20 protein-coding genes, 2 tRNA genes and 1 pseudogene are annotated in these 20625 nt (G+C 69.8%); 9 read left to right on the forward strand and 14 right to left on the reverse strand.

The window, feature by feature from the left end; genetic code table 11:
- The first annotated feature begins 314 nt into the window (after nt 1-314).
- Genes tauA through HBB12_RS25500 form a run of 4 tightly spaced genes read left to right on the forward strand, consistent with a single transcriptional unit; the run spans nt 315 to nt 4467 of the window.
- The gene (tauA, locus tag HBB12_RS25485; protein WP_236991933.1) at nt 315-1331 is read left to right on the forward strand and encodes a taurine ABC transporter substrate-binding protein; all 1017 of its coding nucleotides are present in this window, start codon (nt 315-317) and stop codon (nt 1329-1331) included.
- Between the two features lie 31 nt (nt 1332-1362).
- Nucleotides 1363-2166, forward strand: a complete 804-nt coding sequence (locus HBB12_RS25490; protein WP_236991934.1) for a taurine ABC transporter ATP-binding protein — start codon at nt 1363-1365, stop codon at nt 2164-2166.
- Nucleotides 2163-3044, forward strand: a complete 882-nt coding sequence (locus HBB12_RS25495) for an ABC transporter permease subunit (protein ID WP_236991935.1) — start codon at nt 2163-2165, stop codon at nt 3042-3044. The genes HBB12_RS25490 and HBB12_RS25495 overlap by 4 nt, the downstream gene beginning before the upstream one ends.
- 40 nt (nt 3045-3084) lie before the next feature.
- Nucleotides 3085-4467, forward strand: coding sequence for an aminotransferase family protein (locus HBB12_RS25500; protein WP_236991936.1), 1383 nt, complete (start codon nt 3085-3087; stop codon nt 4465-4467).
- Nucleotides 4468-4594: 127 nt separating this feature from the next.
- Here the strand turns inward: HBB12_RS25500 and HBB12_RS25505 are convergent, their stop codons facing one another.
- From HBB12_RS25505 to HBB12_RS25525, 5 genes are all read right to left on the reverse strand, one after another.
- Complete coding sequence (locus tag HBB12_RS25505; RefSeq protein WP_236991937.1) at nt 4595-4906, reverse strand: response regulator transcription factor; 312 nt, start codon at nt 4904-4906, stop codon at nt 4595-4597.
- Nucleotides 4907-4963: 57 nt separating this feature from the next.
- Nucleotides 4964-6181 (reverse strand): ABC transporter permease, encoded by a 1218-nt coding sequence (locus tag HBB12_RS25510; protein WP_236991938.1) that lies wholly within the window; start codon nt 6179-6181, stop codon nt 4964-4966.
- Nucleotides 6181-6921 carry an ABC transporter ATP-binding protein gene (locus HBB12_RS25515; protein ID WP_272913297.1) on the reverse strand — a complete coding sequence of 247 codons (741 nt, stop codon included), beginning with the start codon at nt 6919-6921 and terminating at the stop codon, nt 6181-6183. Before HBB12_RS25515 ends, HBB12_RS25510 begins: the two co-directional genes overlap by 1 nt.
- Nucleotides 6918-8348, reverse strand: a complete 1431-nt coding sequence (locus HBB12_RS25520; RefSeq protein ID WP_236991939.1) for an efflux RND transporter periplasmic adaptor subunit — start codon at nt 8346-8348, stop codon at nt 6918-6920. The genes HBB12_RS25515 and HBB12_RS25520 overlap by 4 nt, the downstream gene beginning before the upstream one ends.
- Before the next feature lie 166 nt (nt 8349-8514).
- Entirely contained in the window at nt 8515-9168 is a 654-nt protein-coding gene (locus tag HBB12_RS25525) for a response regulator transcription factor (protein ID WP_236991940.1), read from the reverse strand.
- Between the two features lie 406 nt (nt 9169-9574).
- On the opposite strand from HBB12_RS25525, the gene HBB12_RS25530 reads away from it, so the two are divergent.
- The 3 genes from HBB12_RS25530 (at nt 9575) to HBB12_RS25540 (ending at nt 11283) form a co-directional block, all read left to right on the forward strand.
- Nucleotides 9575-9961, forward strand: a complete 387-nt coding sequence (locus HBB12_RS25530; RefSeq protein WP_236991941.1) for a hypothetical protein — start codon at nt 9575-9577, stop codon at nt 9959-9961.
- A gap of 161 nt (nt 9962-10122) precedes the next feature.
- Nucleotides 10123-10620 carry a hypothetical protein gene (locus tag HBB12_RS25535; RefSeq protein ID WP_236991942.1) on the forward strand — a complete coding sequence of 166 codons (498 nt, stop codon included), beginning with the start codon at nt 10123-10125 and terminating at the stop codon, nt 10618-10620.
- A 210-nt stretch (nt 10621-10830) separates the two neighbouring features.
- Entirely contained in the window at nt 10831-11283 is a 453-nt protein-coding gene (locus HBB12_RS25540; RefSeq protein WP_236991943.1) for a hypothetical protein, read from the forward strand.
- 81 nt (nt 11284-11364) lie between these two features.
- On the opposite strand, the gene HBB12_RS25545 is transcribed toward HBB12_RS25540, so the two are convergent.
- The 3 genes from HBB12_RS25545 to HBB12_RS25555 form a co-directional block, all read right to left on the reverse strand.
- Nucleotides 11365-12837 (reverse strand): carbohydrate porin, encoded by a 1473-nt coding sequence (locus HBB12_RS25545; RefSeq protein ID WP_236991944.1) that lies wholly within the window; start codon nt 12835-12837, stop codon nt 11365-11367.
- Nucleotides 12838-12844: 7 nt separating this feature from the next.
- Entirely contained in the window at nt 12845-13765 is a 921-nt protein-coding gene (ppk2, locus tag HBB12_RS25550; protein ID WP_236991945.1) for a polyphosphate kinase 2, read from the reverse strand.
- Between the two features lie 151 nt (nt 13766-13916).
- A complete protein-coding gene (locus HBB12_RS25555; RefSeq protein WP_236991946.1) occupies nt 13917-14168 on the reverse strand; it encodes a hypothetical protein in 252 nt (83 codons plus the stop codon).
- Between the two features lie 196 nt (nt 14169-14364).
- Here HBB12_RS25555 and HBB12_RS25560 point away from each other — a divergent pair, with 196 nt between their 5' ends.
- Entirely contained in the window at nt 14365-14619 is a 255-nt protein-coding gene (locus HBB12_RS25560; RefSeq protein ID WP_236991947.1) for a hypothetical protein, read from the forward strand.
- Nucleotides 14620-14827: 208 nt separating this feature from the next.
- On the opposite strand, the pseudogene HBB12_RS25565 reads toward HBB12_RS25560, so the two are convergent.
- A pseudogene (locus tag HBB12_RS25565) lies at nt 14828-15061 on the reverse strand (ArsR/SmtB family transcription factor); the annotation flags it as partial.
- Between the two features lie 131 nt (nt 15062-15192).
- Here HBB12_RS25565 and HBB12_RS25570 point away from each other — a divergent pair.
- Nucleotides 15193-15828 (forward strand): sigma-70 family RNA polymerase sigma factor, encoded by a 636-nt coding sequence (locus HBB12_RS25570; RefSeq protein WP_236991948.1) that lies wholly within the window; start codon nt 15193-15195, stop codon nt 15826-15828.
- Between the two features lie 75 nt (nt 15829-15903).
- Here the strand turns inward: HBB12_RS25570 and HBB12_RS25575 are convergent.
- The 5 genes from HBB12_RS25575 to HBB12_RS25595 form a co-directional block, all read right to left on the reverse strand.
- A tRNA-Tyr gene (locus HBB12_RS25575) sits at nt 15904-15988 on the reverse strand.
- Nucleotides 15989-16142: 154 nt separating this feature from the next.
- Nucleotides 16143-16227, reverse strand: a tRNA-Tyr gene (locus HBB12_RS25580).
- Nucleotides 16228-16438: 211 nt separating this feature from the next.
- Nucleotides 16439-18226 carry a single-stranded-DNA-specific exonuclease RecJ gene (gene recJ, locus HBB12_RS25585; RefSeq protein WP_236992895.1) on the reverse strand — a complete coding sequence of 596 codons (1788 nt, stop codon included), beginning with the start codon at nt 18224-18226 and terminating at the stop codon, nt 16439-16441.
- 524 nt (nt 18227-18750) lie between these two features.
- On the reverse strand, nt 18751-20151 hold the full coding sequence (locus tag HBB12_RS25590; protein WP_236991949.1) for an NAD(P)(+) transhydrogenase (Re/Si-specific) subunit beta: 1401 nt from the start codon (nt 20149-20151) through the stop codon (nt 18751-18753).
- A gap of 4 nt (nt 20152-20155) precedes the next feature.
- Nucleotides 20156-20605 (reverse strand): proton-translocating transhydrogenase family protein, encoded by a 450-nt coding sequence (locus HBB12_RS25595; protein WP_236991950.1) that lies wholly within the window; start codon nt 20603-20605, stop codon nt 20156-20158.
- Nucleotides 20606-20625: the final 20 nt, after the last annotated feature.

Below are 20625 nucleotides of genomic sequence, written 5' to 3' on the forward strand. Positions count from 1 at the left end.
CTTCCAGTGCCAGGGAGATGCAGCGGATCGGCGCTGCCGCGATCGAGGAATGGGCCGTCTCCTTCCGCCCTCGGCAGGGGGAGAATCGTTTTCGCGCGCCCGCGAGATTGCTTGCGGGCGGGATTGACCTTGCGCCGTCCGGGCCGGAAACGGGCGGCGGATGCCCGCGCGAGCGGTCGCCACCGCGCCGAAACGACCGCTCCTCCCGCCGGATCCGGCCACCCCTGCGGATCGCGGCCCGAAACCTGCTTGAGGCCGGGACGCCGAGGCGACGGCAGGCGCTCGCACCGCCGGGTTCGCAACGAGGACCGCGCATGATCACCCGTAAGTCCCTGCTCTCCGCTCTCGCCGCCATCGCCCTCGGCTCGCTCGCCGGGCTCGGGACCGGCCCCGCGCGGGCGGCGGACAAGAGCCTCACCTTCGCCTACCAGGACATGACGACGCCGATCCGCGTGCTGATGGAGAGCGGCGAGCTGGAGAAGCAAACCGGCACCAGGGTGAAGTGGGTCAAGTTCGCCACCGGAGCCGACGTCGTCCGCGCCATGGCGTCGGGCAGCGTCGATGTCGGTGAGTCGGGCTCCGCGGCGATCGCCGCGGCGGCCTCCCAGGGGCTGCCGATCAAGCTGTTCTGGATCCTCGACGACATCGGCAATGCCGAGCAGCTCGTCGCGCGCAAGGGCACCGGAATCGCGTCGATCAAGGATCTGAAAGGCAAGACGATCGGCGTGCCCTTCGTCTCCACCGCCCATTACCAGCTGATGTACGCCCTCAAGGAGGCGGGGTTGGGCCCGAAGGACGTCCGGATCCTCAACATGCGCCCGCCGGAGATCGCCGCCGCCTGGGAGCGCGGCGACATCGACGCCACCTTCGTCTGGGCGCCGGTGCTGACGAACGTGAAGAAGACCGGCACGGTCCTGGCCTCGGCCGGCGACTTCGCCGCCAAGGGCAAGGCGACCTTCGACGGCATCGTGGCGACCGACGCCGCCCTCAAGGCCCACCGCGATGTCCTGGTCACCTTCGTGCGGCTGCTCGCCGCCGCCGATGCCGATTACGCGAAGTCGGGCAGCAGCTGGACGACGACCTCGCCGCAGGTCGCGGCGATCGCCAAATGGACCGGCGCCGCGCCTGCCGACGTGCCGGATTCGCTCGGGGCCTACCGCTTCCCGACGCTGCCTGAGCAGGCCTCGCCCCGCTGGCTCGGCGGCGGCGCGGCCGACGCGCTCAAATCGACGGCGGAATTCCTCAAGGAGCAGGGGCGGGTGCCCGAACTCGCGCCGAATTACGGCGCCTTCGTCACCGCCGACTTCGCCGACGCCGCCCTCAAGCCCTGATCGGCAACCCCTGCCGCAAGGAGATCGGCCGATGCTGGAGATCCGGAAGCTCAGCGTCCATTACGGCGAGGGCGAGAGCGCGACGCTCGCCCTGTCCTGGGTCGACCTGACGATCGAGCCGGGGGAGTTCGTGGTGGCGCTCGGCGCCTCGGGCTGCGGGAAGACGACCCTGCTCAACTGCATCGCCGGCTTCCTGCCGCCGACGGAGGGGCAGATCCTGCTCGACGGGCGCCCGGTCACCGGACCCGGGGCCGATCGCGGCGTGGTGTTCCAGCGCCACGCCCTGATGCCCTGGCTCGACGTGCTCGACAACGTCGCCTTCGGCCTCAAGATGCAGGGGGTCCCGAGGCCCGAGCGCGAGGCGCGGGCCCGCGCCATGCTCGATCTCGTCGGCCTGAGCGATGTCGGGACGAAGCGGATCTACGAACTCTCCGGCGGCATGCAGCAGCGCGTCGGCATCGCCCGGGCGCTCACCGCCGATCCGCGCATGCTCTTGATGGACGAGCCGCTCGGCGCCCTCGACGCCTTCACCCGCGAGCAGGTCCAGGAGCTGATCCTGACCGTCTGGGCGCGCACGCAGAAGATGGCGTTCTTCATCACCCACGAGGTCGAGGAGGCGATCTTCCTGGCGACCAAGCTCGTCATCATGACCCCCCGGCCGGGACGCATCGCCGAGATCGTGCCGCTCGATTTCTGCCGGCGCTTCCTCGGCGGCGAGACCTCGCGGGCGGTGAAGTCCAGCCCCGACTTCATCGCCATGCGCGAGCGCGTGCTGCGCTTCATCCACGACCATGGCGGGGCGAGACCCGAATCCGAGCGAGGAGCCGCCGCATGAGACCCCTCACGTCTCCCCCTGCCGCGTCCGGCGAGGCCGTCGCCGACGCGCCCGACGCGGCCGCGCGCGCCCTGTCCTCGTTCCGCCGGCGCCGTGCGGCGATGCGGGGCGCCGCGCCGACCGCCCTGCTGATCAGCCTCGCGACCGTCACGGTCGCCTTCGTCGCCTGGCTCGCGGCGACGCAACTCGGCCTCGTCAAGCCGTTGTTCCTGCCCCGGCCGGCGAGCGTGCTGTCCGCCTTCTCGGATGCGCTGGACGGGCGGATCGACGGGGCGCCGCTCATCGAGCACGTGATGACCAGCCTGATGCGGGTGGTCGGCGCCTTCGTACTCGCGGCGCTGATCGGGATCCCGGTCGGCCTCGCCACCGGCCTGAACCCGAGCATACGGGCGATCCTCGACCCGTTCATCGAATTCTACCGGCCGCTGCCGCCGCTCGCCTACCTGCCGCTCGTCATCATCTGGTTCGGCATCGGCGAAACCTCGAAGATCCTGCTGATCTTCCTCGCCTGCTTCGCCCCCGTCGCGCTCGCGGCCCGGGCCGGCGTCTCGGCGGCGAGCCTCGACCAGGTCAATGCCGCTCGCGCGCTCGGCGCCAGCCGGGCGCAGGTGGTGCGCCACGTCGTCCTGCCGGCGGCGCTCCCCGACATCCTGGTGGGCCTGCGCATCGGCATGGGCGTCGGCTGGACCACGCTGGTGGCGGCCGAGATGGTCGCGGCCTCGACCGGCATCGGCCAGATGGTGCTCAACGCCTCGAATTTCCTGCGCACCGACATCGTGGTGATGGGCATCCTGGTCATCGGCACGCTCGCGGCAGCGTTCGAGTTCGGCATGCGCCGGCTGGAACGGCGCCTCACCCCGTGGAAGGGTAAGGTGTGACGCTTCCGGCCGATTCGCCCCCTCGTTCGAGAGACGCCCGATGAACGACATGTCCCGCACCAACGACCTGCGCCACGTCATCGAGGCGGACCGGGCCCATGTCTGGCACCACCTGTCGCAGCACAAGCTCTACGAGACCGTCGACCCTCGGGTGATGGTCGAGGGCAGGGGGATGCGCGTCTGGGACGCGACCGGGCGCGAATATCTCGACGCGGTCTCCGGCGGCGTCTGGACCGTCAATGTCGGCTACGGCCGCACCAGCATCGCTGACGCGGTGCGCGACCAATTGGTCAAGCTCAACTACTTCGCGGGCTCGGCCGGCTCGGTCCCGGCCGCCCTGTTCTCCGAGCGGCTGATCGAAAAAATGCCCGGGATGAGCCGGGTCTATTATTCGAACTCGGGGTCCGAGGCGAACGAGAAGGTGTTCAAGATGGTGCGCCAGATCTCGCACCGGCACCATGGCGGGCGGAAATCCAAGATCCTGTTCCGCGAGCGCGACTATCACGGCACCACGATCGGCGCGCTCGCGGCCGCCGGCCAGGACCAGCGCCGCGACCAGTACGGGCCGTTCCCGGACGGCTTCGTGCCGGTGCCGCATTGCCTCGAATACCGTAGCCAGTGGGGCGCGGTGGAGAATTACGGCGAGAGGGCCGCCGACGCGATCGAGGCGGTGATCCTGCGCGAAGGGCCCGACAGCGTCGGGGCGATCTGCCTCGAACCGGTCACCGCCGGCGGCGGCGTCATCACGCCGCCGAAGGGCTACTGGGAGAAGGTGCAGGACATCTGCCGCCGGCACGAGGTCCTGATCCACATCGACGAGGTGGTCTGCGGCATGGGCCGCACCGGCGCCTGGTTCGGCTACCAGCATTACGGCGTGAAGCCGGATTTCGTCACGATGGCGAAGGGCGTGGCCTCGGGCTACGCGGCGATCGCCTGCACGACGACGACCGAGGCGGTGTTCTCGCTGTTCAAGGACGACGCCTCGGATCCGATGTCGTACTTTCGCGACATCTCGACCTTCGGCGGCTGCACCGCCGGCCCGGCGGCGGCTCTGGAGAACATGCGGATCATCGAGGACGAGGGCCTGATCGAGAACACGCTGGCGATGGGCGAGCGGCTGATGGCCGGCCTGCATGGCCTGGCCGAGCGCCACGCCGTCATCGGCGACGTGCGCGGCAAGGGCCTCTTCTGCGGCGCCGAACTCGTCGCCGACCGCACGACCCGGGAGCCGGCGGAGGAGAAGCGCGTCCAGGCCGTGGTGGCCGATTGCATGGCCAACGGCGTGATCATCGGCGCCACCAACCGCTCGCTCGCCGGGCTCAACAACACGCTCTGCCTCAGTCCGGCCCTGATCGCGACCCCGGCCGACATCGACCGGATCGTCGAGGCGATCGACGGGGCGCTCGGCCGGGTCTTCGGCTGAGCCACGATCTCGGAAGGCGCAGGGCCGGTGGGGCAGCGCCCGATCGCGGTGCGGGCGGACGCTGCTCCAGGTCTTCGATCGTGCCGCATTCTTCGACGAATCGGTATCTGCTTCGTCGGAGTCTGCTTTAGCGGCGGCGGAGCGCCTGCCCGACGGCGGCCGGTAGCAGCGGCGTCAGCAGCATGGCGATCTGCGTCCGGTTGCTGAGCCCGTACTTGCGCATGATGTTGCCGATATGCGCCCGGACCGTGTTGGGCGAGATTCCCAATTCGTGGGCGATGAGCTTGTTGGGCAGGCCCCGGGCGATGAGCGCGATCAGCTCGCATTCGCGCGCGGTCGGCGCCGCGGCCTCGTCCTCGGGCGCGGCCGACCGGGTGGGCCGGAACCGGATCGCAGACCGGTTTCGCGACAGCGGGTGGGACCTTTTCAGAGCGACCATTCCTGCCTCCCCCCATCGGCCCGTCCGGGCCGCCTCTCGATGGTCACGCGGCCATCGTCACTCGGCCTTCAGCGCCTCCACCGGATCGAGCCTGGCCGCGCGGTGGGCCGGATAGAGCCCGAAGAACAGACCCGTGATCGCCGAGAAGCCGACCGCGACCGCGACCGCGCCCGCGTCGATGACGGTCGTCCAGCCGGCCGAGCGGGCGACGGTCAGCGAGATCGTCGCCCCGAGGACGACCCCGACGAGCCCGCCGGCCAGGCACAGGACGAGCGATTCGCACAGGAACTGCAGGCGGATGTCGCGGCCCCGGGCGCCGAGTGCCCGGCGGATGCCGATCTCCCGGGTCCGCTCCGTCACCGAGACGATCATGATGTTCATGATGCTGATGCCGCCGACGAGCAGCGAGACGCCGGCGATCGAGGTGAGCAGGATCGCGACCGTGCGGGTGGCGCCGCGCTGCGCCTCGGCGGCGGCGGAGGGGTCCTGCACCTTGAAGTCGTCCTCCTGGTCGTCCTGGATCCGGTGGCGCTGGCGCAGCAGGTCCTCGATGCTCGCCTTGGCCCGCGCCATCGCCTCGTCGGAGACGGCCTTGGCCAGGATGTAGGCGACCGCGTCCCGGGCGGTGCCGCCGGCGCTGCCGAGGAACCGGAGCTTGGCGGTCGAGAGCGGCACGAAGGCGACGTCGTCCTGGTCCGGCCCTTTCGGGCTCAGCACGCCCACGACCTCGAACGGGACGTTCATGATGCGGATCTCGGCGCCGACGGGATCGTCCTTGTCGAACAGCTCGCGGGCGACGACGCTGCCGAGCACCGCGACCTTGCCGGCCGTCGCCTCCTCGGTCGCGTTGAAGGTTCGGCCGGCCGCCAGCGTCCAGTCCCGGACCACGAAGTGGTTGGTGGTGGTGCCGTTGACCGTGGTGTTCCAGTTCCGGTTCTCGCGCACGGCTTGCGCGCTGCCGGCGATCGAGCCCGCGGCGGCGCGCACCTGCGGCACCTGCTCCAGGATGGCGTCGACATCGCCCTCGGTGAGGGTCGCGCGCGTCCCGGCCTTGAGGCGCAGGCCGCCTTGGCGGGCCGCCCCCGGATTGATCATCAGGACGTTGGCTCCGATCGCCCGGATCTGCCGGGTGACCTGGCTCTGCGCCCCGCTGCCGATCGCCAGCACCGTGACCACCGAGGCGACCCCGATCACGATGCCGAGCATGGTGAGCAGGCTGCGCAGGAGGTTGAGGCGCAGGGCCCGCAGCGCCATCAGGAGGGCTTGCCCCAGCATCAGACCGACGCCTCCGCCATCACCGAATCCGCGCTTCGACCATCGAGCCCCGGCGCGGCCCGGTCCTCGGAGACGACGCGCCCGTCCTGCAGGCGCACGACGCGCCCGCAGCCCGCCGCCACGCCCCTGTCGTGGGTGATGATCAGGATCGTCCGGCCCGCCGCGTTCAGGGCCTGGAACAGCCCGAGGATGTCGCTCCCGGTGCGGCTGTCGAGGGCGCCGGTGGGCTCGTCGGCCAGCACGATGCCGGGATCGGTCACGAGGGCGCGGGCGATGGCGACGCGCTGCTGCTCGCCGCCCGAGAGCCGGGTCGGCAGGTGGTCGGCCCGGTGGGCGAGGCCGACGGAGTCGAGCGCCCGCTCGGCCCGGCGCCGCCGCTCCGCCCGTCCCACGCCGGCATAGATCAGCGGCAGCTGGACGTTGTCGAGGGCGGAGTGGCGGGCAAGCAGGTTGTAGGCCTGGAAGACGAAGCCGATGCGGCGGTTGCGCAGGATCGCGCAGCGATCGGCCGAGAGCCGCCCGGTCTCGACGCCTTCGAGGAAGATCCGCCCCGCGCTCGGCCGGTCAAGCAGGCCGATGAGGTTCATCAGGCTGCTCTTGCCGGAGCCGGACGGGCCGACGACCGCGACGCTCTCGCCCTCGCGCACGTCGAAGGTGACGTCGTGCAGGACCGGGACCTGGACGTCGCCCATCCGGAAGGTGCGGCTGACCGCGACGAGTCTGACGATGCCGTCCGTCATAGCCCGAGCCTGATCCCGAGGAAGCGTGCCGGCTCGCTCGCATCGGCCTGCCCGACGACGACGCGGTCGCCCTCCTGGAGCGCCCCGCCCCGCAGCACGACCTGGTCCGCGCTCGACACCCCCGTCGTCACCGCGACCGGCCGCAGCGCGCCGGCTTGATCCTGCACCCAGACCGCCTGCTCGCGCACGCCCGCCTCGCCGCGCTCCGGCACGGCGCGGGCCGGCCGGAAGCGCAGGGCGGCGAGCGGCAGCTTGAGGACGTCGTCCTCGCGATGGACCGTCAGGCGCGCCAGCGCCGTCATGCCGGGCAGGAGCAGGCCCTCGCGGTTGTCGGTGGTCAGCACCACCGTGTAGGTCACCACGCCCTGGTTGGTCTGGGGGGCCTTGCGCACCTGGCGGACCGAGGCCTCGAAGCGCCGCCCCGGATAGGCGTCGACCGTGAAGCTCGCCCGCTGCCCCGGGGCGACCCGGCCGATATCGGTCTCGTCGACGCGGGCATGGATCTCCATCTCGCCGAGGTTGCGGGCGACGTTGAAGGCGGTGCGGGCCTCCAGCCCCGAGGCGAGGGTCTGGCCGGCGCTGACGAAGCGCCCGACCACGACGCCGTCGATGGGCGAGCGGATGGTGGTGCGGTCGAGCTCGATCTGGGCCGCCCTGAGGCTGGCCTCCTGCAGGGGCACCGCGGCCTTGGCCTGGATCAGTTCGGCTTCGAGCCGGCGCACGTCGGCCGCCGCGGCATCGACCGCGAAGGCGTTGAGCTCGAGATGCGAGATGGTCTCGCGCAGCTGCGCCCGGCGCGAGGCGAGATCGGTCTGCGCCTCCTCGAGGGTCGCGACCGAGGTGACCTCGCGCGAGCGCAGCATGGTCTTGCGGTCGAGGTTGCGCTTGGCCGCCTCCAGCATGACCTGTGCGTTCTCCAGGCGGGCGGCCAGCACCGTGCGGTTGCCCTTGGCGTTGTCGAGGTCGATGCGGGCGCGGTCGAGCCGCGCCTGCTGGACCCGGACGCTGGCCGAGGCCATCTCGAGCGAGGCGCGCGCCTGCTCGACCCGCGAGATGAAGCTGCGCTGGTCGATCCGTGCCAGCGGGTCGCCCTTGTGGACGCGGTCGTTGAAGTCGACGAAGAGGTCGGCGATCTGGCCCGCCAGCTGCGAGCCGACCTCCACGGTGTCGACCGGCTGCAAGGCGCCCGTCGCGGTGACGATCTGCTCGAGCTGCCCGCGCTGGATCGCCGCGGTGATGAACGGGGCCGGTTCCGGCGCGGGCGTCGAGACGAGGCGGGCGATCCCCGCATAGGCCTGCTCCTGCCGGGCAGCGAGACCGTCCAGGATCGGGCGCAGGCCCAGGGGATGGGCCTGCACCACCGCGGCGGCGGCGAGGCCGCCCGCGGCCATGGATGCGCACAGGGTGCCGACGATCCAGCGTCCCACCACAACCCTCCCTCACCTGCGGTCGACAGCATCCGACAGGGTGCGATCCGTCGATGTATTTGTTAGTGCATCGTCCAGCGCAGTAATGTTCTGACAGATCGCAACCGTGACCGAAATCCGCGTGACCCCGTACGGTCGAGCCCGTACGGACCGGGCCGGACCTCCTTCAGTCGAACCCCGCCTCCAGGGCGATGCGGACGAGGTCCTGCACGCTGGCGCATTCCGTCTTCGCCATGATCCGCGCCCGGAACACCTCGACCGTCCGATGGCTGATCGCGAGGTCGTCGCCGATCTCCCGGTGCGTCAGGCCCAGCAGGATGCGGGCGAGGACCTGCCGCTCGCGCTCGGTCAGCCGGGACAGGCGCTCGCTCGCGAGCGCGTGCCTGACGTCGGGCGCCGAGCCGCGGGCTCCCCGCACGGCGCACCGGACCGCCTGGACCAGGTCCTTCGGGGCGAACGGCTTCTCGATGAAGTCGAAGGCCCCGAGCTTCATCGCCCGGACGGCGGTCGAGACATCGGCATGCCCGGTGAGCAGGATCACCGGCACCAGCGACCCACCCGCCCGCAGCCGGGCCAGCAGGTCCAGGCCGTCGATGCGCGGCATGCGGAAATCGGTGACGACGCAGCCCGCTTCCGCCAGCGCGGGATCGACCAGGAGGCTGTCGGCCGCAGGGTGTTCCCGGACGGTGAAGCCGGCCTCGTTGAGGATGTCCGCCGCGAGCGAGCGCATCGCGGCGCTGTCGTCGACGAGGTGCACGAGCTGTCCGGTTGCCGTGAGTCCGGTTGCCGTGAGTCCGGTTGCCATGAGTCCGGTTGCCATGAGGCCGCCCTCCGAAAGCATCCTCGCGTCGGGACGGCCTTCACCCGTCCGGGCGCTTTCCTCCATGAACTGTTGTCGGCAGCATTCGTTTCTCAACCGCGAAGGTAGCGGCGTTTTGAGATCCTGAAAGGGATGTGTTATCACCCGTATGTCTGAAGATGCATCCCCCTTTGGGGGTAATTTATGGGTTGATAATTAGCGGGATATGCATGATATCCTGCAGCAGAGACGCATGACAATTGACGCAGTGTCAATAGTCTCAAGAGACTAAAACATATATCAGGCTTAATCGGCGGCGATTTTTGAGGAATGATTGCAACGGCGCTGGGGAATGAGCGGTGCTCTTCCGCCGAAGCACCATGTCGCGTGGCGCATCCGTCGCCTGGTTCACTCAAGGAGGCATCCGATGAAAAAGATCCTGCTCTCGGCCGTGACCGTCCTCTCGCTCGCCGGGCTCCCGTCGACCGGTTACGCCTTCTCGATCGGCAGCGGCAACGGCAACGGCAATGGCAACGTCGGGGTCGGCAACGGCAACGGCAACGGCAACGGCAATACCGGCGCCCTCAACGGCAACCTCAACGGCAACGGCAACACCGGCTACGGCAACGGCAACAACAACGGCAATGCCAATACCGGTGTCGGCAACGGCAACCTGAACGGCAATTTCAACTTCGGGATCGGCAACGGTAACAACAACGGCAATTACAACCTGGGCCTCCTGAACGGCAACGGCAACGGCAACCTCAACTGGGGCAAGTATAACGGCAACAACAACGGCAACAACAACCGCTGAGCGGGTTCGCGCGAGCGCAATCGCCGGAATGAATTTGCGAAATGGACTTGGCGGAGCGGCCTCTGCCGCTCCGCTCTCTCGATGCTTGGTTCCCGGATGCAAGGTTCCTGGACGCAAAGTTCCTGGACTCAAGTGGCCCTCGCGCCGCAAGGGAGGCTCGGATGAGACTATGGCCCTGTCTGTTCGCCGCGGTGCTGTTCGGTGCTGCACACCCCGCCGATGCGCGAAACCTGACGCTGAGCATGTCGGTCTCGACCGGCAACGGCAACGGCAACGGCAACGGCAATATCGGGATCGGAAACGGCAATTCGAACGGTAATTACAACACCGGGTCCGGTAATGGAAACGGTAACGGCAACGGCAACGGCGCACCGCAGACGGGCGGGAATATCGGCGCCTTCAATACCGGAACGGGCAATGTCGGCGCCTTCAATTCGGGGACCGGGAACGTCGGCGCCTTCAACGGCAACTACAACAGCGGGCCAACGAACGGGAGCGGCAACATCGGCGCATTCAACGGCAATTTCAATACCGGAATGTATAACGGAAACAACAACGTCGGCGCGTTCAATGGAAACTTGAACGGCGGCAGCTACAACGGCAACGGCAATGTCGGCGCCGTCAACGGCAACCTGAACGGGAACGGCAACCGGCCCTGAAAGTGGGCTTCGCGCCTGGCATGGGGCCTGGCACGCGTCGCAGGATGTCCGAGGTTCCGTCTCGATGCAATTTGCACGACGGAGCCGGCCGATCGAGAGCCGTCCCGGCGGAGACGCTCATTTCCGAGGCGATGTCCTTTCCAAGTCGCATGAAGCACGGCTGTCCCGGCCTTCGAGGCGAGGCGGGACAGCATCCGGAAGGAGACGACAATGCGCTTACCTCTGATCGCCCTCGCGCTGTCCGGAATCGCGCTCGCCGGCCCGGCCAGCGCCCAGATGCCCGGCTGGACGCCGCCCGAGGGTTTCCGGCATGGGGATTTTCACGGCTTCCACGGCGGCTTCCGGCATTGGCATGGGCGGCCGCACCGGTCGGGATTCCGGTCCTTCGATCTCAATTCGGGCGCCGTCGACGGTCCCGCCGTCGCGCCGGAGCCCCCCGGTCTCGCGGGCGTCTCGCCTCCCGGTCCCGCGGGTGGTTCGCCGCCTGGCCTGGCGGGCGCCGTGCCGCCCGGCCTCGCGAACGGTTCGGGCAACGGCAACGGCAATGTCGGGAACTTCAACGGCAACGGCAATACCGGCAACAACAACGGCAACGGCAATGTCGGGAACGGACTCGGAAACGGGTTCTCCACCAACGGGAACGGCAACGGCATCGGACAATGAGCCGATGCGTTCGACCGGCCCCCGGACCCGTTCGCCCGGATGCGGAGCTCCGCCGCATCCGCGCCGGACGGGGGTGTGTCGTCAGTAATTGATGGTCGCCCGCAAGCCCATCACGGTCGCGTTCTTCAAGCGCCGACCCCGGTCGTCGGCCAGCCCCCCGCCCGGGCGCATCACGACCTGCAGATCCGGCTGCAGGGTGAATCCCGGCACCACCTCGGCCTGGTAGGTCGCCTCGATCACCACCTCGCTGCTGCGCAGCGGGCCCGTGCCCTGGCCGAACCGGATGGTGTCGCGGTCGAAGGCGCGGGCGGCCGGGCTGATGCGCGAGTAGATGACCCCGAGGGCCGCGGTGTCGTTGGGGCGGCCGGGCAGCAGGCCCTTATAGGCGATGCCGCCGTCGAGATAGAGATCGATCAGGTTGCGGTCGGCCGGCACCTTCGACAGCCGCAGGAAGGCGCTGGCGCCCTCGTCCTCGGTCTCGGGCTCGCGGTAGAGCGTCTGGTCGATGATGCCGTAGACGCCGCGGTCGCCGCGGAAGCGCCGGGCGATGCCGCTCGCCTCCGGATCGGCGAGCAGCCGGCCGCCGACGCTGTCGAGGCGCGGGCTGTCGAAGCCGCCGAGATGGTCCCAGCCGCCGAGCGTCGCGGTACCGTGCAGGGGCTCCCCCCAGAGATCGAGCGTGTAGGCATACGCGACCTCGCCGATCAGCAGGGGCGGATCGTTGATCCGGAAGCTGGTGCCGGTGCGGTTGATCCGCTGCGGGTCGGTGTCGTCGCCCCGGCGCATGCCCGCCGGGTCGCCGTTGAACACCGCCGCCTGCAACGACAGGCGCTCGTCGGGCACGTATTTCACCCGCACGGCCGGGGTGGCGAGGGGATAGATCGGCCCGCCGCTCGGCAGCACCACGGCGCCGATATTGGGCCAGCCGAAGCCGGCATTGAAGAACACCACCGCCGACTGGGCGATGGCGAACTCGGTATCGGCCGAGACCTGGCCCGCCTTGATCGACAGCTTGCCGCCGAAGAAGCTCTGCTCGAGCCACAACTCGAACAGCCGGGTCGCCGGCAGGGCCTCGATGCCGCTCACCGTCGTCAGGTTGTTGACGTAGGAGCGCGACATCCCGTGGCCGTGGATCTGGAAGAAGTCGGTATGGAACTTCGCCCCGGTCCAGCCGGCGAGCCTGTCGAGGTCGACATCGAGCGACGTATCCAGGCGCCCGCCATAGGTGACGCCGCGCCTCAGGCCCCCGCGCAGGTTGGCCAGCCCCTCGCCGATATACGTGATGGTGGTGGTGATGCCCCGCTCGGAGAGAAAGGCGCGGGCGCCGAACGGGTCGCCATAGGGGCCGAGCGACGACTGGATCGAACCGCCGATCGTCACCGAGACCTGGTCGGAGGTGCGCGACTGGGCGATGGCGGTCTGCGGGTCGCCGCCGGCGCCGGTGAGCGGCCAGGCCGGCGGGACCACCGCAAGGCGGGGGGCCTGCTGCGCGGCGGCGCCCCCCGACATCAGGACGAGGACGGCCAGCGACGCCGCGCGCAGAGCCTCGCCCATCCCGATCTCAGTACCGCGCCGGCACGTACATCTCGGCCGGAACCGGGCCGCGGACGTAATCGGGGTTGCGCACCCGCTCGGGCAGGTGGACGGGCGGATGCTCGACGGTGCCGTAGGGCACCTGCTCCAGCAGGTGGCTGATGCAGTTGAGGCGGGCGCGCTGCTTGTCGACGGCATCGACTACCCACCACGGCGCCTCCTGGATGTGGGTGCGGGCCAGCATGTCTTCCTTGGCGCGGGTGTAGCTCTCCCAGCGCCGGCGCGATTCGACGTCCATCGGGCTCAGCTTCCACTGCTTGAGCGGATCGTGGATCCGCATCTCGAAGCGGTGAGCCTGCTCGGCGTCGGTGATCGAGAACCAGTACTTCACCAGGATGACCCCTGAGCGCACCAGCATACGCTCGAACTCCGGCACCGAGCGGAAGAACTCCTCCACGTCGGCCTCGGAGCAGAAACCCATGACCCGCTCGACGCCGGCCCGGTTGTACCAGGAGCGGTCGAACAGCACCATCTCGCCGCCGGTCGGCAGGTGGCTGACGTAGCGCTGGAAATACCACTGGCCGCGCTCGCGCTCGTTCGGGGCGGGGAGGGCGGCGACGCGGCAGACCCGCGGGTTGAGGCGCTGGGTGATGCGCTTGATGACGCCGCCCTTGCCGGCGGAATCGCGCCCCTCGAACAGGACAACGACCTTGAGCTTGTTGGTGTGGACCCAGTCCTGGAGCCGGACCAGCTCGTGCTGCAGGCGCAGGAGCTCGCGGAAGTAGAGCCGGCGGTCGAGGCTCGGGGCGGCGCCCTCCGGCGGCGGCACCAGCCCGGCGAGGCGCTCCTCCTCGATCTCGAGTTCCAGTTCCTCGTCGTAGGCCTCGGCGATCTCGCGCCGCAGCGCCTCGATCGTAGCCGCCTGCTGCGATGCCTCGAACTCGCTCATGGCCGTCTCACGTCCCTCAGGTCACCAGTCCCGCCTTACAGCAGCGGTCCGTGACAGGCGTGAGAAGAAGCCGCGCGAGACGAGCTTAGGGTGTGTGCGACGCCACGGCGCGGCGTGGCGCCGTGGCGAAGCCCGTCGACCGAGCGTCCCGTCAACGGCGTGTCGCGGACCCCGCGGTGCCGGACGTCCTGTCGCCGGTGCCGCCGCGCGAGGCCGTCCCGGTCGTGTCGGACTTCATCTCGTGGCCCGGTGCGTAACCGGACGCGCCGGGGCTGCCCTTCCGGATGCCGTGCTCCTGCATCTCGTGGCCGGGCGAGCGCGCCGAGGCTCCGTTCTGCTCCGCCGCCATCGCACCGCCCACCATGGTCGTCGCGGCGAGCAGGGCAATCGTGATCCGCATCATGGCTGTCACCTCTCTGAAGGCGGCCAGGAACGGCGCTCCCCGGAAAGTGGTTCCACGGAACCCGCACGCCGTTGCGCAATGATGTGGAAACAAAATCGGTCGCGCATCGGTCCGGAGATTGCGGAACGGTTTCGGCCACGTCGCCGTTGCTGGCGTCATTCGATCCGCATTCACGCGGTTCACTGGAGATATGCCGATGCGCAGGACCGTTCTTCCCCTCGCCTTCACCGCCATGGCCGCGGCAGCCGGCCTGTTCGGTGCTACGACCGGGGCGCAGGCCGATCCGGCCTGGGGCCGCGGCGGGCATGGGGGCTACGGCGAGGTCCGCGGTGGGCCGCCGGCCTGGGCGCCGGCGCATGGCTGGCGCCGCATGATGGAGCGCTGGGGCGACGACCGCCCGTACCGGGCGATGCGCTACCGGGAGGAGCGGCGATCCTATTACCGCTACTGAGCGGCCGGGATTGAGCCGACGAGGCGCCGCGCGGGCTCAGACCCGGCCGTTCCCGGCCGGGTCGTCGAGCGGCACGGCGTCGCCCGAGGCCGGGCCGGGACGGAGCGGCCTCGCCGCCGCAGCAGGGCGACGTCGCCGGCAGGCAGACCTCCGGCCGGCCGCCGCAACAGGCTTGCGTCAGATAATCGGTCAGGCCCGTCAGGCCTTCATGGCGCGCGGAGTAGATCACCGACGCGCCCTGGCGGCGCGAATCGACCAGGCCTGCCTCCTGCAACTGCCGCAGGTGAAAGGTCAGGGTCGAGGGGGCGCAGCCGATCGCCACGCCGAGCCGCCCGGCCGGCATCCCCTCGGGCAGGGCGTGCAACAGGGTGCGCAGCGCGCGCAGCCGCGTCTCCTGGGCCAGGGCGGTGAGAGCCGCGAGGGCTCCGGCTTCATCGAGCATCGGTCAAGCTTCTATTGCCATCGAAATTCGAACCGTTAAAAAGAAGGCAATCCGACGGGATCAGGGGCCCTCTCCCGACAATGACAATCAATTCGACCGCGCTGCCGCCCGCGCCACTGCCGCCCTCCGATATGCTTCCCTCGCACGTCATCCAGGATCACCTCAGACAATCTCTGCAACAATACTTCAGTCCGGTCGCCCAGGACACGCTGCCGGCACGCCTCACCGAGTTGCTGGCCCGGTTCGAGGCCTCCCTGGCGGCGCGGGGGGAGGCGATCAGCTTCGATTTCCGTAACGCCCTGATGACGGCGTTGCCGGCCCTGCGCACTTTCGGCCTCTCGCTGTCGCACGACGTGGTGCGGGCCGACGACCTGGTTCAGGAGACCTGCGCCAAGGCCTGGGCGAACCAGCACCGTTTCCAGGCTGGCACGAACTTCACCGCCTGGCTGTTCACGATCATGCGCAACCAGTTCTACACGGATCTGCGGAAGGGGCGACGGGAGGTCGAGGACGGCGACGGCCTGCTCGCCGGACAACTCGCAGCGCCGGCCGACCAGGATCATGCCAGCACCCTGCGGGTGGTCCAGGAGCGGATGCAGGCCCTCCCCGAGGCCCAGCGCCAGGCGCTGCTGCTGATCGGCGCCGAGGGATACACCTACGAGGAGGCGGCCGTGCGGCTCGGCTGCCAGGTCGGCACGGTGAAGAGCCGGGTCAGCCGGGCGCGCTCGTCGCTGCTGGCGGCGCTCGGCGAGGTAGTGGATCATTGATCCACCCGGCATCCAGAACGATCGATCGGGCTCGACGGCGTGGCCCGTATCGTCCGGTTCGCAGGTGACGGGACGTGGTGGGGGAAGTAGGACTCGAACCTACGAAGGCATAGCCAGCGGATTTACAGTCCGCCCCCTTTGCCGCTCGGGACATTCCCCCACGCTGCCGTTGCCGGCAGGGCCGCCGCATCGGCGGCGGGTCCTTATGCTGGGGTGCCCTGCGCCTGTCAAGCTGAGCGCACGGAGCCCCCAACGAGCCCCGCCGTCGATGCCTGACGACATCTGCAATACAGGGCTTGTTCTGAAAAATGGAATGGTGGGGGAAGTAGGACTCGAACCTACGAAGGCATAGCCAGCGGATTTACAGTCCGCCCCCTTTGCCGCTCGGGACATTCCCCCACGCTGCCGTTGCCGGCAGGGGCCGCCTCTCGGCGACGGGGCCCTTATGGTGGGGTGCCCGGGGGGTGTCAAGCCGCGATCGGTGGCCGGCTCATACGATCTCCGACTGATCGCTTTCGCGATGCGGAGATCGGCTTCGCTCAAGCGCCGCGCGGGCCGGTGAGACGAAATCCCGAGGAAATCTTCCGGATTTCGTCTCACCGGAGCCGTCTCAGCTCGCCTCCGCCACGTCGCAGAGGCGCAGCTCGACCCGGTCGGCGCCGCGCCAGCGGTCGCGGGAGAGGGTGCCGGCGGCGTGGATGTCGCGGCCGATATGCGAGAGCAGGAGCCGCCCGACCGGCGATTCCGCCGCCCGGAACGCGATGGCGCCGACCGCGACGCCGTCCCGGCCGCGCAGCTGTGCCTTGACGTGCCCGGTGCCGACGACGCGCGCATCGGCGACGCGGTGGCGGGCGAGCGCGAAGACCGGCTCCGGGGCGCCCTGGCCGAACGGACCGGCCCGCTCGACGGCATCCGCCAGATCCGGCTGCACGCCGCCGGCCGAGACCATGCCGTCGACCAGCAGCGCCTCGCCGAGGCGCGCCTCGGCCACCGAGGCCGCGAGGTCGCCCGACAGTGCCTCGCGGAACCGGTCGAGGTCGAGGGCGGCGAGCGTCACGCCCGCCGCCATGGCGTGGCCGCCGCCCTTGGCCGCCAACCCGGCCTCGACGCAGGCCCGGACCGCCCGGCCGAGATCGGCGCCGGGGATCGAGCGGCCCGAGCCGGTGGCGGTGCCGTCCTGGCGGAGCGCGAAGGCGAAGGCCGGGCGGCCGAAGCGCTCCTTGAGGCGGGCCGCGATCAGCCCGACGATGCCCGGATGCCAGTCCGGGCTGCCGGCGACGAGGACCGGCTGGTCGGGGTCGCGCTCGAGCCGCATTCCCATCTCGGCCTCGGCTTCCGCCACGGCGGCGGCCTCGATCGCCTGGCGCTCGCGGTTGAGCGCATCGAGTTGGGCGGCGATGCCGGCGGCCTCGATCGGATCCTCGCAGAGCAGCAGCCGGGCGCCGAGCGTCGAATCGCCGATGCGCCCGCCGGCATTGATGCGCGGCCCGAGCAGGAAGCCGAGATGCCAGGCCTGCGGCGCCTCCCCGAGGCCGGCCGCGTCGAGGAGGGCGGCGAGGCCCCGCCGGCCGCGCCCGCGCATCACCGCGAGGCCCTGGCGCACGAAGGCGCGGTTGAGGCCGTGCAGCGGCACCACGTCGGCGATGGTGGCGAGCGCCACGAGATCGAGACCGGCCATCAGGTCGGGAATGGCGAGGCCGTCGCGGCGCAGGCGCCGGTTGAGCGCCACCAGCGTGAGGAAGACGACACCGGCGGCACAGAGATGGCCGAGGCCCGACAGGTCGTCGAGGCGGTTCGGGTTCACCACGGCGCGGGCCTGGGGCAGCACCTCCGGCGCGCCGTGATGGTCGAGCACTACCACGTCCATCCCGAGGCGGCCGGCTTCGGCCAGCGGCTCGTGCCCGGCCGTACCGCAATCGACGGTAACGAGGAGGGTGGCGCCTTCCGCGGCGAGCATCCTGACCGCCGCGACGTTGGGGCCGTAGCCTTCGGTGATGCGGTCGGGGATGTGGAGCCGGTAGGGCACGCCGAGGTCGCGGAGCGCACTCGCGAGCAGCGCGGCGCTCGCCGCGCCGTCGACGTCGTAATCGCCGAAGATCGCGACTTTCTCGCGCTTCAGGATCGCCTCGGCCAGACGGTCGGCTGCCGCCTCCATGTCGACCAGCACGGCCGGGTCGGGGAGGAGGTCGCGCAGGCGCGGCTCGAGGAAGCCCGGCACGGCATGGAGATCGACCCCGCGGCCGGCCAGCACCCGGGCCAGCACCTCCGGCAGGCCGTGGCCCTGCGCGATGGCGACCGCGAGGCTCTGCGCCGGCGCCGAGGCGCAGCGCTCGTGCCAGGGCCGCCCGAGCGCGGAGCGGTGAACGTCGAGGAGCGGGCGGGGCAGGTCGAGGAGCATGGACACGGGCAGGAGTGTAGCGGGATTCGCAGGATCGCGCTGCCGCAGCCGGGCGACACCTGTGGGCGGTCGTGCGGCTGGGAGGCACGCCGGATGATCCCTCCCCGCCGAGGCAGGGCTGTTCGGGAGAAAGATTCGGGAGAAAGAAGTGGCACGGGCTTCTCCTCTCCCCGCGGGCGGGGAGAGGGCTGCGAACCCCTTGTCGGGTTCGCAGCAAGCCCGAAGGGCAAGGGTGAGGGGGTGTTTCCGGATAAGAGCCTCACTCGTCGAGACCCCCTCACCCTCGCTCCAGCTGCGCCTGCGCTTGCCGCGTCACCTGAACGGTGGTGGGATCTTCGATCCCCAGGCCCTCTCCCCGCCCGCGGGGAGAGGAGAGCACCCGCGCCTTTCCTTTTTCCGGACAGCCCTGCCGCAGAGGGGGAAGCGACTGCGCGGGCCCCTGGAACGCGAAAAGCGGGGCATGAAGCCCCGCTTTCCAAGTGCCGAGTAAAGCTCCGGCCAATCGTACCCTAACGGACCGACCGTCAGAAGTTCTTGACGATCTCGTCGACCACCTTCTTGGCGTCGCCGAACAGCATCATGGTGTTGTCGCGGAAGAACACCTCGTTCTCGACGCCGGCATAGCCCGAGCCCATGCCGCGCTTGATGAACAGCACGGTCTTGGCCCGCTCCACGTCGAGGATCGGCATGCCGTAGATCGGCGATTGCGGATCGGTCTTGGCGGCCGGGTTGGTGACGTCGTTGGCGCCGATCACGAAGGCCACGTCGGCCTGCGGGAACTCGCCGTTGATGTCCTCCAGCTCGTGCACCTCGTCGTAGGGCACGTTGGCCTCGGCGAGCAGCACGTTCATGTGGCCCGGCATGCGGCCCGCCACCGGGTGGATGGCGTACTTCACGTCGACGCCGGCCTTCTTGAGCTGGTCGGCCATCTCACGCAGCGAGTGCTGGGCCTGCGCCACCGCCATGCCGTAGCCCGGCACGATGATGACCTTCTCGGCGTTCTTCATGATGAAGGCCGCATCGTCCGCCGAGCCCTGCTTGACCGGCCGGGTCTCGACCTGCCCGCCGCCGGAGGAAGCCGCGGCGTCGCCGCCGAAGCCGCCCAGGATGACCGAGATGAACGAGCGGTTCATCGCGTGGCACATGATGTAGGACAGGATCGCGCCCGACGAGCCGACCAGCGCGCCGGTGATGATCAGCGCGAGGTTGCCCAGCGTGAAGCCGATGCCCGCGGCCGCCCAGCCCGAGTAGGAGTTGAGCATCGAGACCACGACCGGCATGTCCGCGCCGCCGATCGGGATGATCAGGAGGCCGCCGAGCACGAAGGACAGGATCACGATCAGCCAGAACAGCACCTTGCTGCCGCCGCCGATGAAGCCGGCGAGCAGCGCCACCAGCACGATGGCGAGCACGATGTTGATGGCGTGGCGCTGCGGCAGCATGATCGGCTTGCCCGACATGCGCCCGTCGAGCTTCAGGAACGCGATCACCGAGCCGGTGAAGGTGATGGCGCCGATGGCCACACCCAGACCCATCTCGAACAGCGACTGCTTGTGGATCGCGCCGTTCTCGATGATGCCGAAGGCCTGCGGCGCGTAGAGCGCGCCGGCCGCCACCGCGACGGCCGCGAGGCCGACGAGGGAGTGGAAGGCCGCGACGAGCTGCGGCATCGCCGTCATCGGTACGCGCTTGGCGATCACCGCGCCGGCGCCGCCGCCGATGCCGAGACCCAGCAGCACCAGGAACCATGCCCCGACGCCGGACGGCGCATGGCCGACCAGCGTCGTCAGGATGGCGATGCCCATGCCGATCATGCCGTACAGGTTGCCCTGCCGGGAGGTGGTCGGATGGGACAGGCCCCGCAGCGCCAGGATGAACAGGACGCCGGAGACGAGGTAGAGGAGCGAGGAGACGTTCTCCGACATCGCCTCAGGCCTTCTTCTTGTACATGCTGAGCATGCGCTGGGTGACGAGGAAGCCGCCGAAGATGTTCACGCTGGCAAAGACCAGGCCGATGAACCCGAAGAAGCGGGCCCAAGCAGTGCCCTTCTCGATCAGCGGAACGCCGACGGCCAGCAGCGCACCGACCACGATCACCGAGGAGATCGCATTGGTGACGGACATCAGCGGGGTGTGCAGCGCCGGGGTCACCGACCAGACGACGTAATAGCCGACGAAGATCGCCAGCACGAAGATCGCGAGGCGGAACACGGTCGGGTCGATGGCGCCGTGGGTCGCGGCGGCGACGCCGTGGCCGACGCTGTCGGCGATGATCGCCGCCTGGTCGGCGGCGCGGGCGGCGATGTCGGCCGCGTTGCGGGCGGCGGCGGCGGCGGCGCGTGCCTGCTCGGCCGCCTGGTCGGGGGGAAGGGTAGCCATGAGGTCTCCTCCGATTGCGG

The organism is Methylobacterium sp. SyP6R (assembly GCF_019216885.1).
Classification (GTDB): Bacteria; Pseudomonadota; Alphaproteobacteria; order Rhizobiales; family Beijerinckiaceae; genus Methylobacterium.

Coding starts and splice junctions, on each gene's coding strand:
- tauA (WP_236991933.1), top strand. CDS start 315: ATGATCACCCGTAAGTCCCTGCTCTCCGCTCTCGCCGCCATCGCCCTC.
- HBB12_RS25490 (WP_236991934.1), top strand. CDS start 1,363: ATGCTGGAGATCCGGAAGCTCAGCGTCCATTACGGCGAGGGCGAGAGC.
- HBB12_RS25495 (WP_236991935.1), top strand. CDS start 2,163: ATGAGACCCCTCACGTCTCCCCCTGCCGCGTCCGGCGAGGCCGTCGCC.
- HBB12_RS25500 (WP_236991936.1), top strand. CDS start 3,085: ATGAACGACATGTCCCGCACCAACGACCTGCGCCACGTCATCGAGGCG.
- HBB12_RS25505 (WP_236991937.1), bottom strand. CDS start 4,906: ATGGTCGCTCTGAAAAGGTCCCACCCGCTGTCGCGAAACCGGTCTGCG.
- HBB12_RS25510 (WP_236991938.1), bottom strand. CDS start 6,181: ATGCTGGGGCAAGCCCTCCTGATGGCGCTGCGGGCCCTGCGCCTCAAC.
- HBB12_RS25515 (WP_272913297.1), bottom strand. CDS start 6,921: ATGACGGACGGCATCGTCAGACTCGTCGCGGTCAGCCGCACCTTCCGG.
- HBB12_RS25525 (WP_236991940.1), bottom strand. CDS start 9,168: ATGGCAACCGGACTCATGGCAACCGGACTCACGGCAACCGGACTCACG.
- HBB12_RS25530 (WP_236991941.1), top strand. CDS start 9,575: ATGAAAAAGATCCTGCTCTCGGCCGTGACCGTCCTCTCGCTCGCCGGG.
- HBB12_RS25535 (WP_236991942.1), top strand. CDS start 10,123: ATGAGACTATGGCCCTGTCTGTTCGCCGCGGTGCTGTTCGGTGCTGCA.
- HBB12_RS25540 (WP_236991943.1), top strand. CDS start 10,831: ATGCGCTTACCTCTGATCGCCCTCGCGCTGTCCGGAATCGCGCTCGCC.
- HBB12_RS25545 (WP_236991944.1), bottom strand. CDS start 12,837: ATGGGCGAGGCTCTGCGCGCGGCGTCGCTGGCCGTCCTCGTCCTGATG.
- ppk2 (WP_236991945.1), bottom strand. CDS start 13,765: ATGAGCGAGTTCGAGGCATCGCAGCAGGCGGCTACGATCGAGGCGCTG.
- HBB12_RS25555 (WP_236991946.1), bottom strand. CDS start 14,168: ATGATGCGGATCACGATTGCCCTGCTCGCCGCGACGACCATGGTGGGC.
- HBB12_RS25560 (WP_236991947.1), top strand. CDS start 14,365: ATGCGCAGGACCGTTCTTCCCCTCGCCTTCACCGCCATGGCCGCGGCA.
- HBB12_RS25570 (WP_236991948.1), top strand. CDS start 15,193: ATGCTTCCCTCGCACGTCATCCAGGATCACCTCAGACAATCTCTGCAA.
- recJ (WP_236992895.1), bottom strand. CDS start 18,226: ATGCTCCTCGACCTGCCCCGCCCGCTCCTCGACGTTCACCGCTCCGCG.
- HBB12_RS25590 (WP_236991949.1), bottom strand. CDS start 20,151: ATGTCGGAGAACGTCTCCTCGCTCCTCTACCTCGTCTCCGGCGTCCTG.
- HBB12_RS25595 (WP_236991950.1), bottom strand. CDS start 20,605: ATGGCTACCCTTCCCCCCGACCAGGCGGCCGAGCAGGCACGCGCCGCC.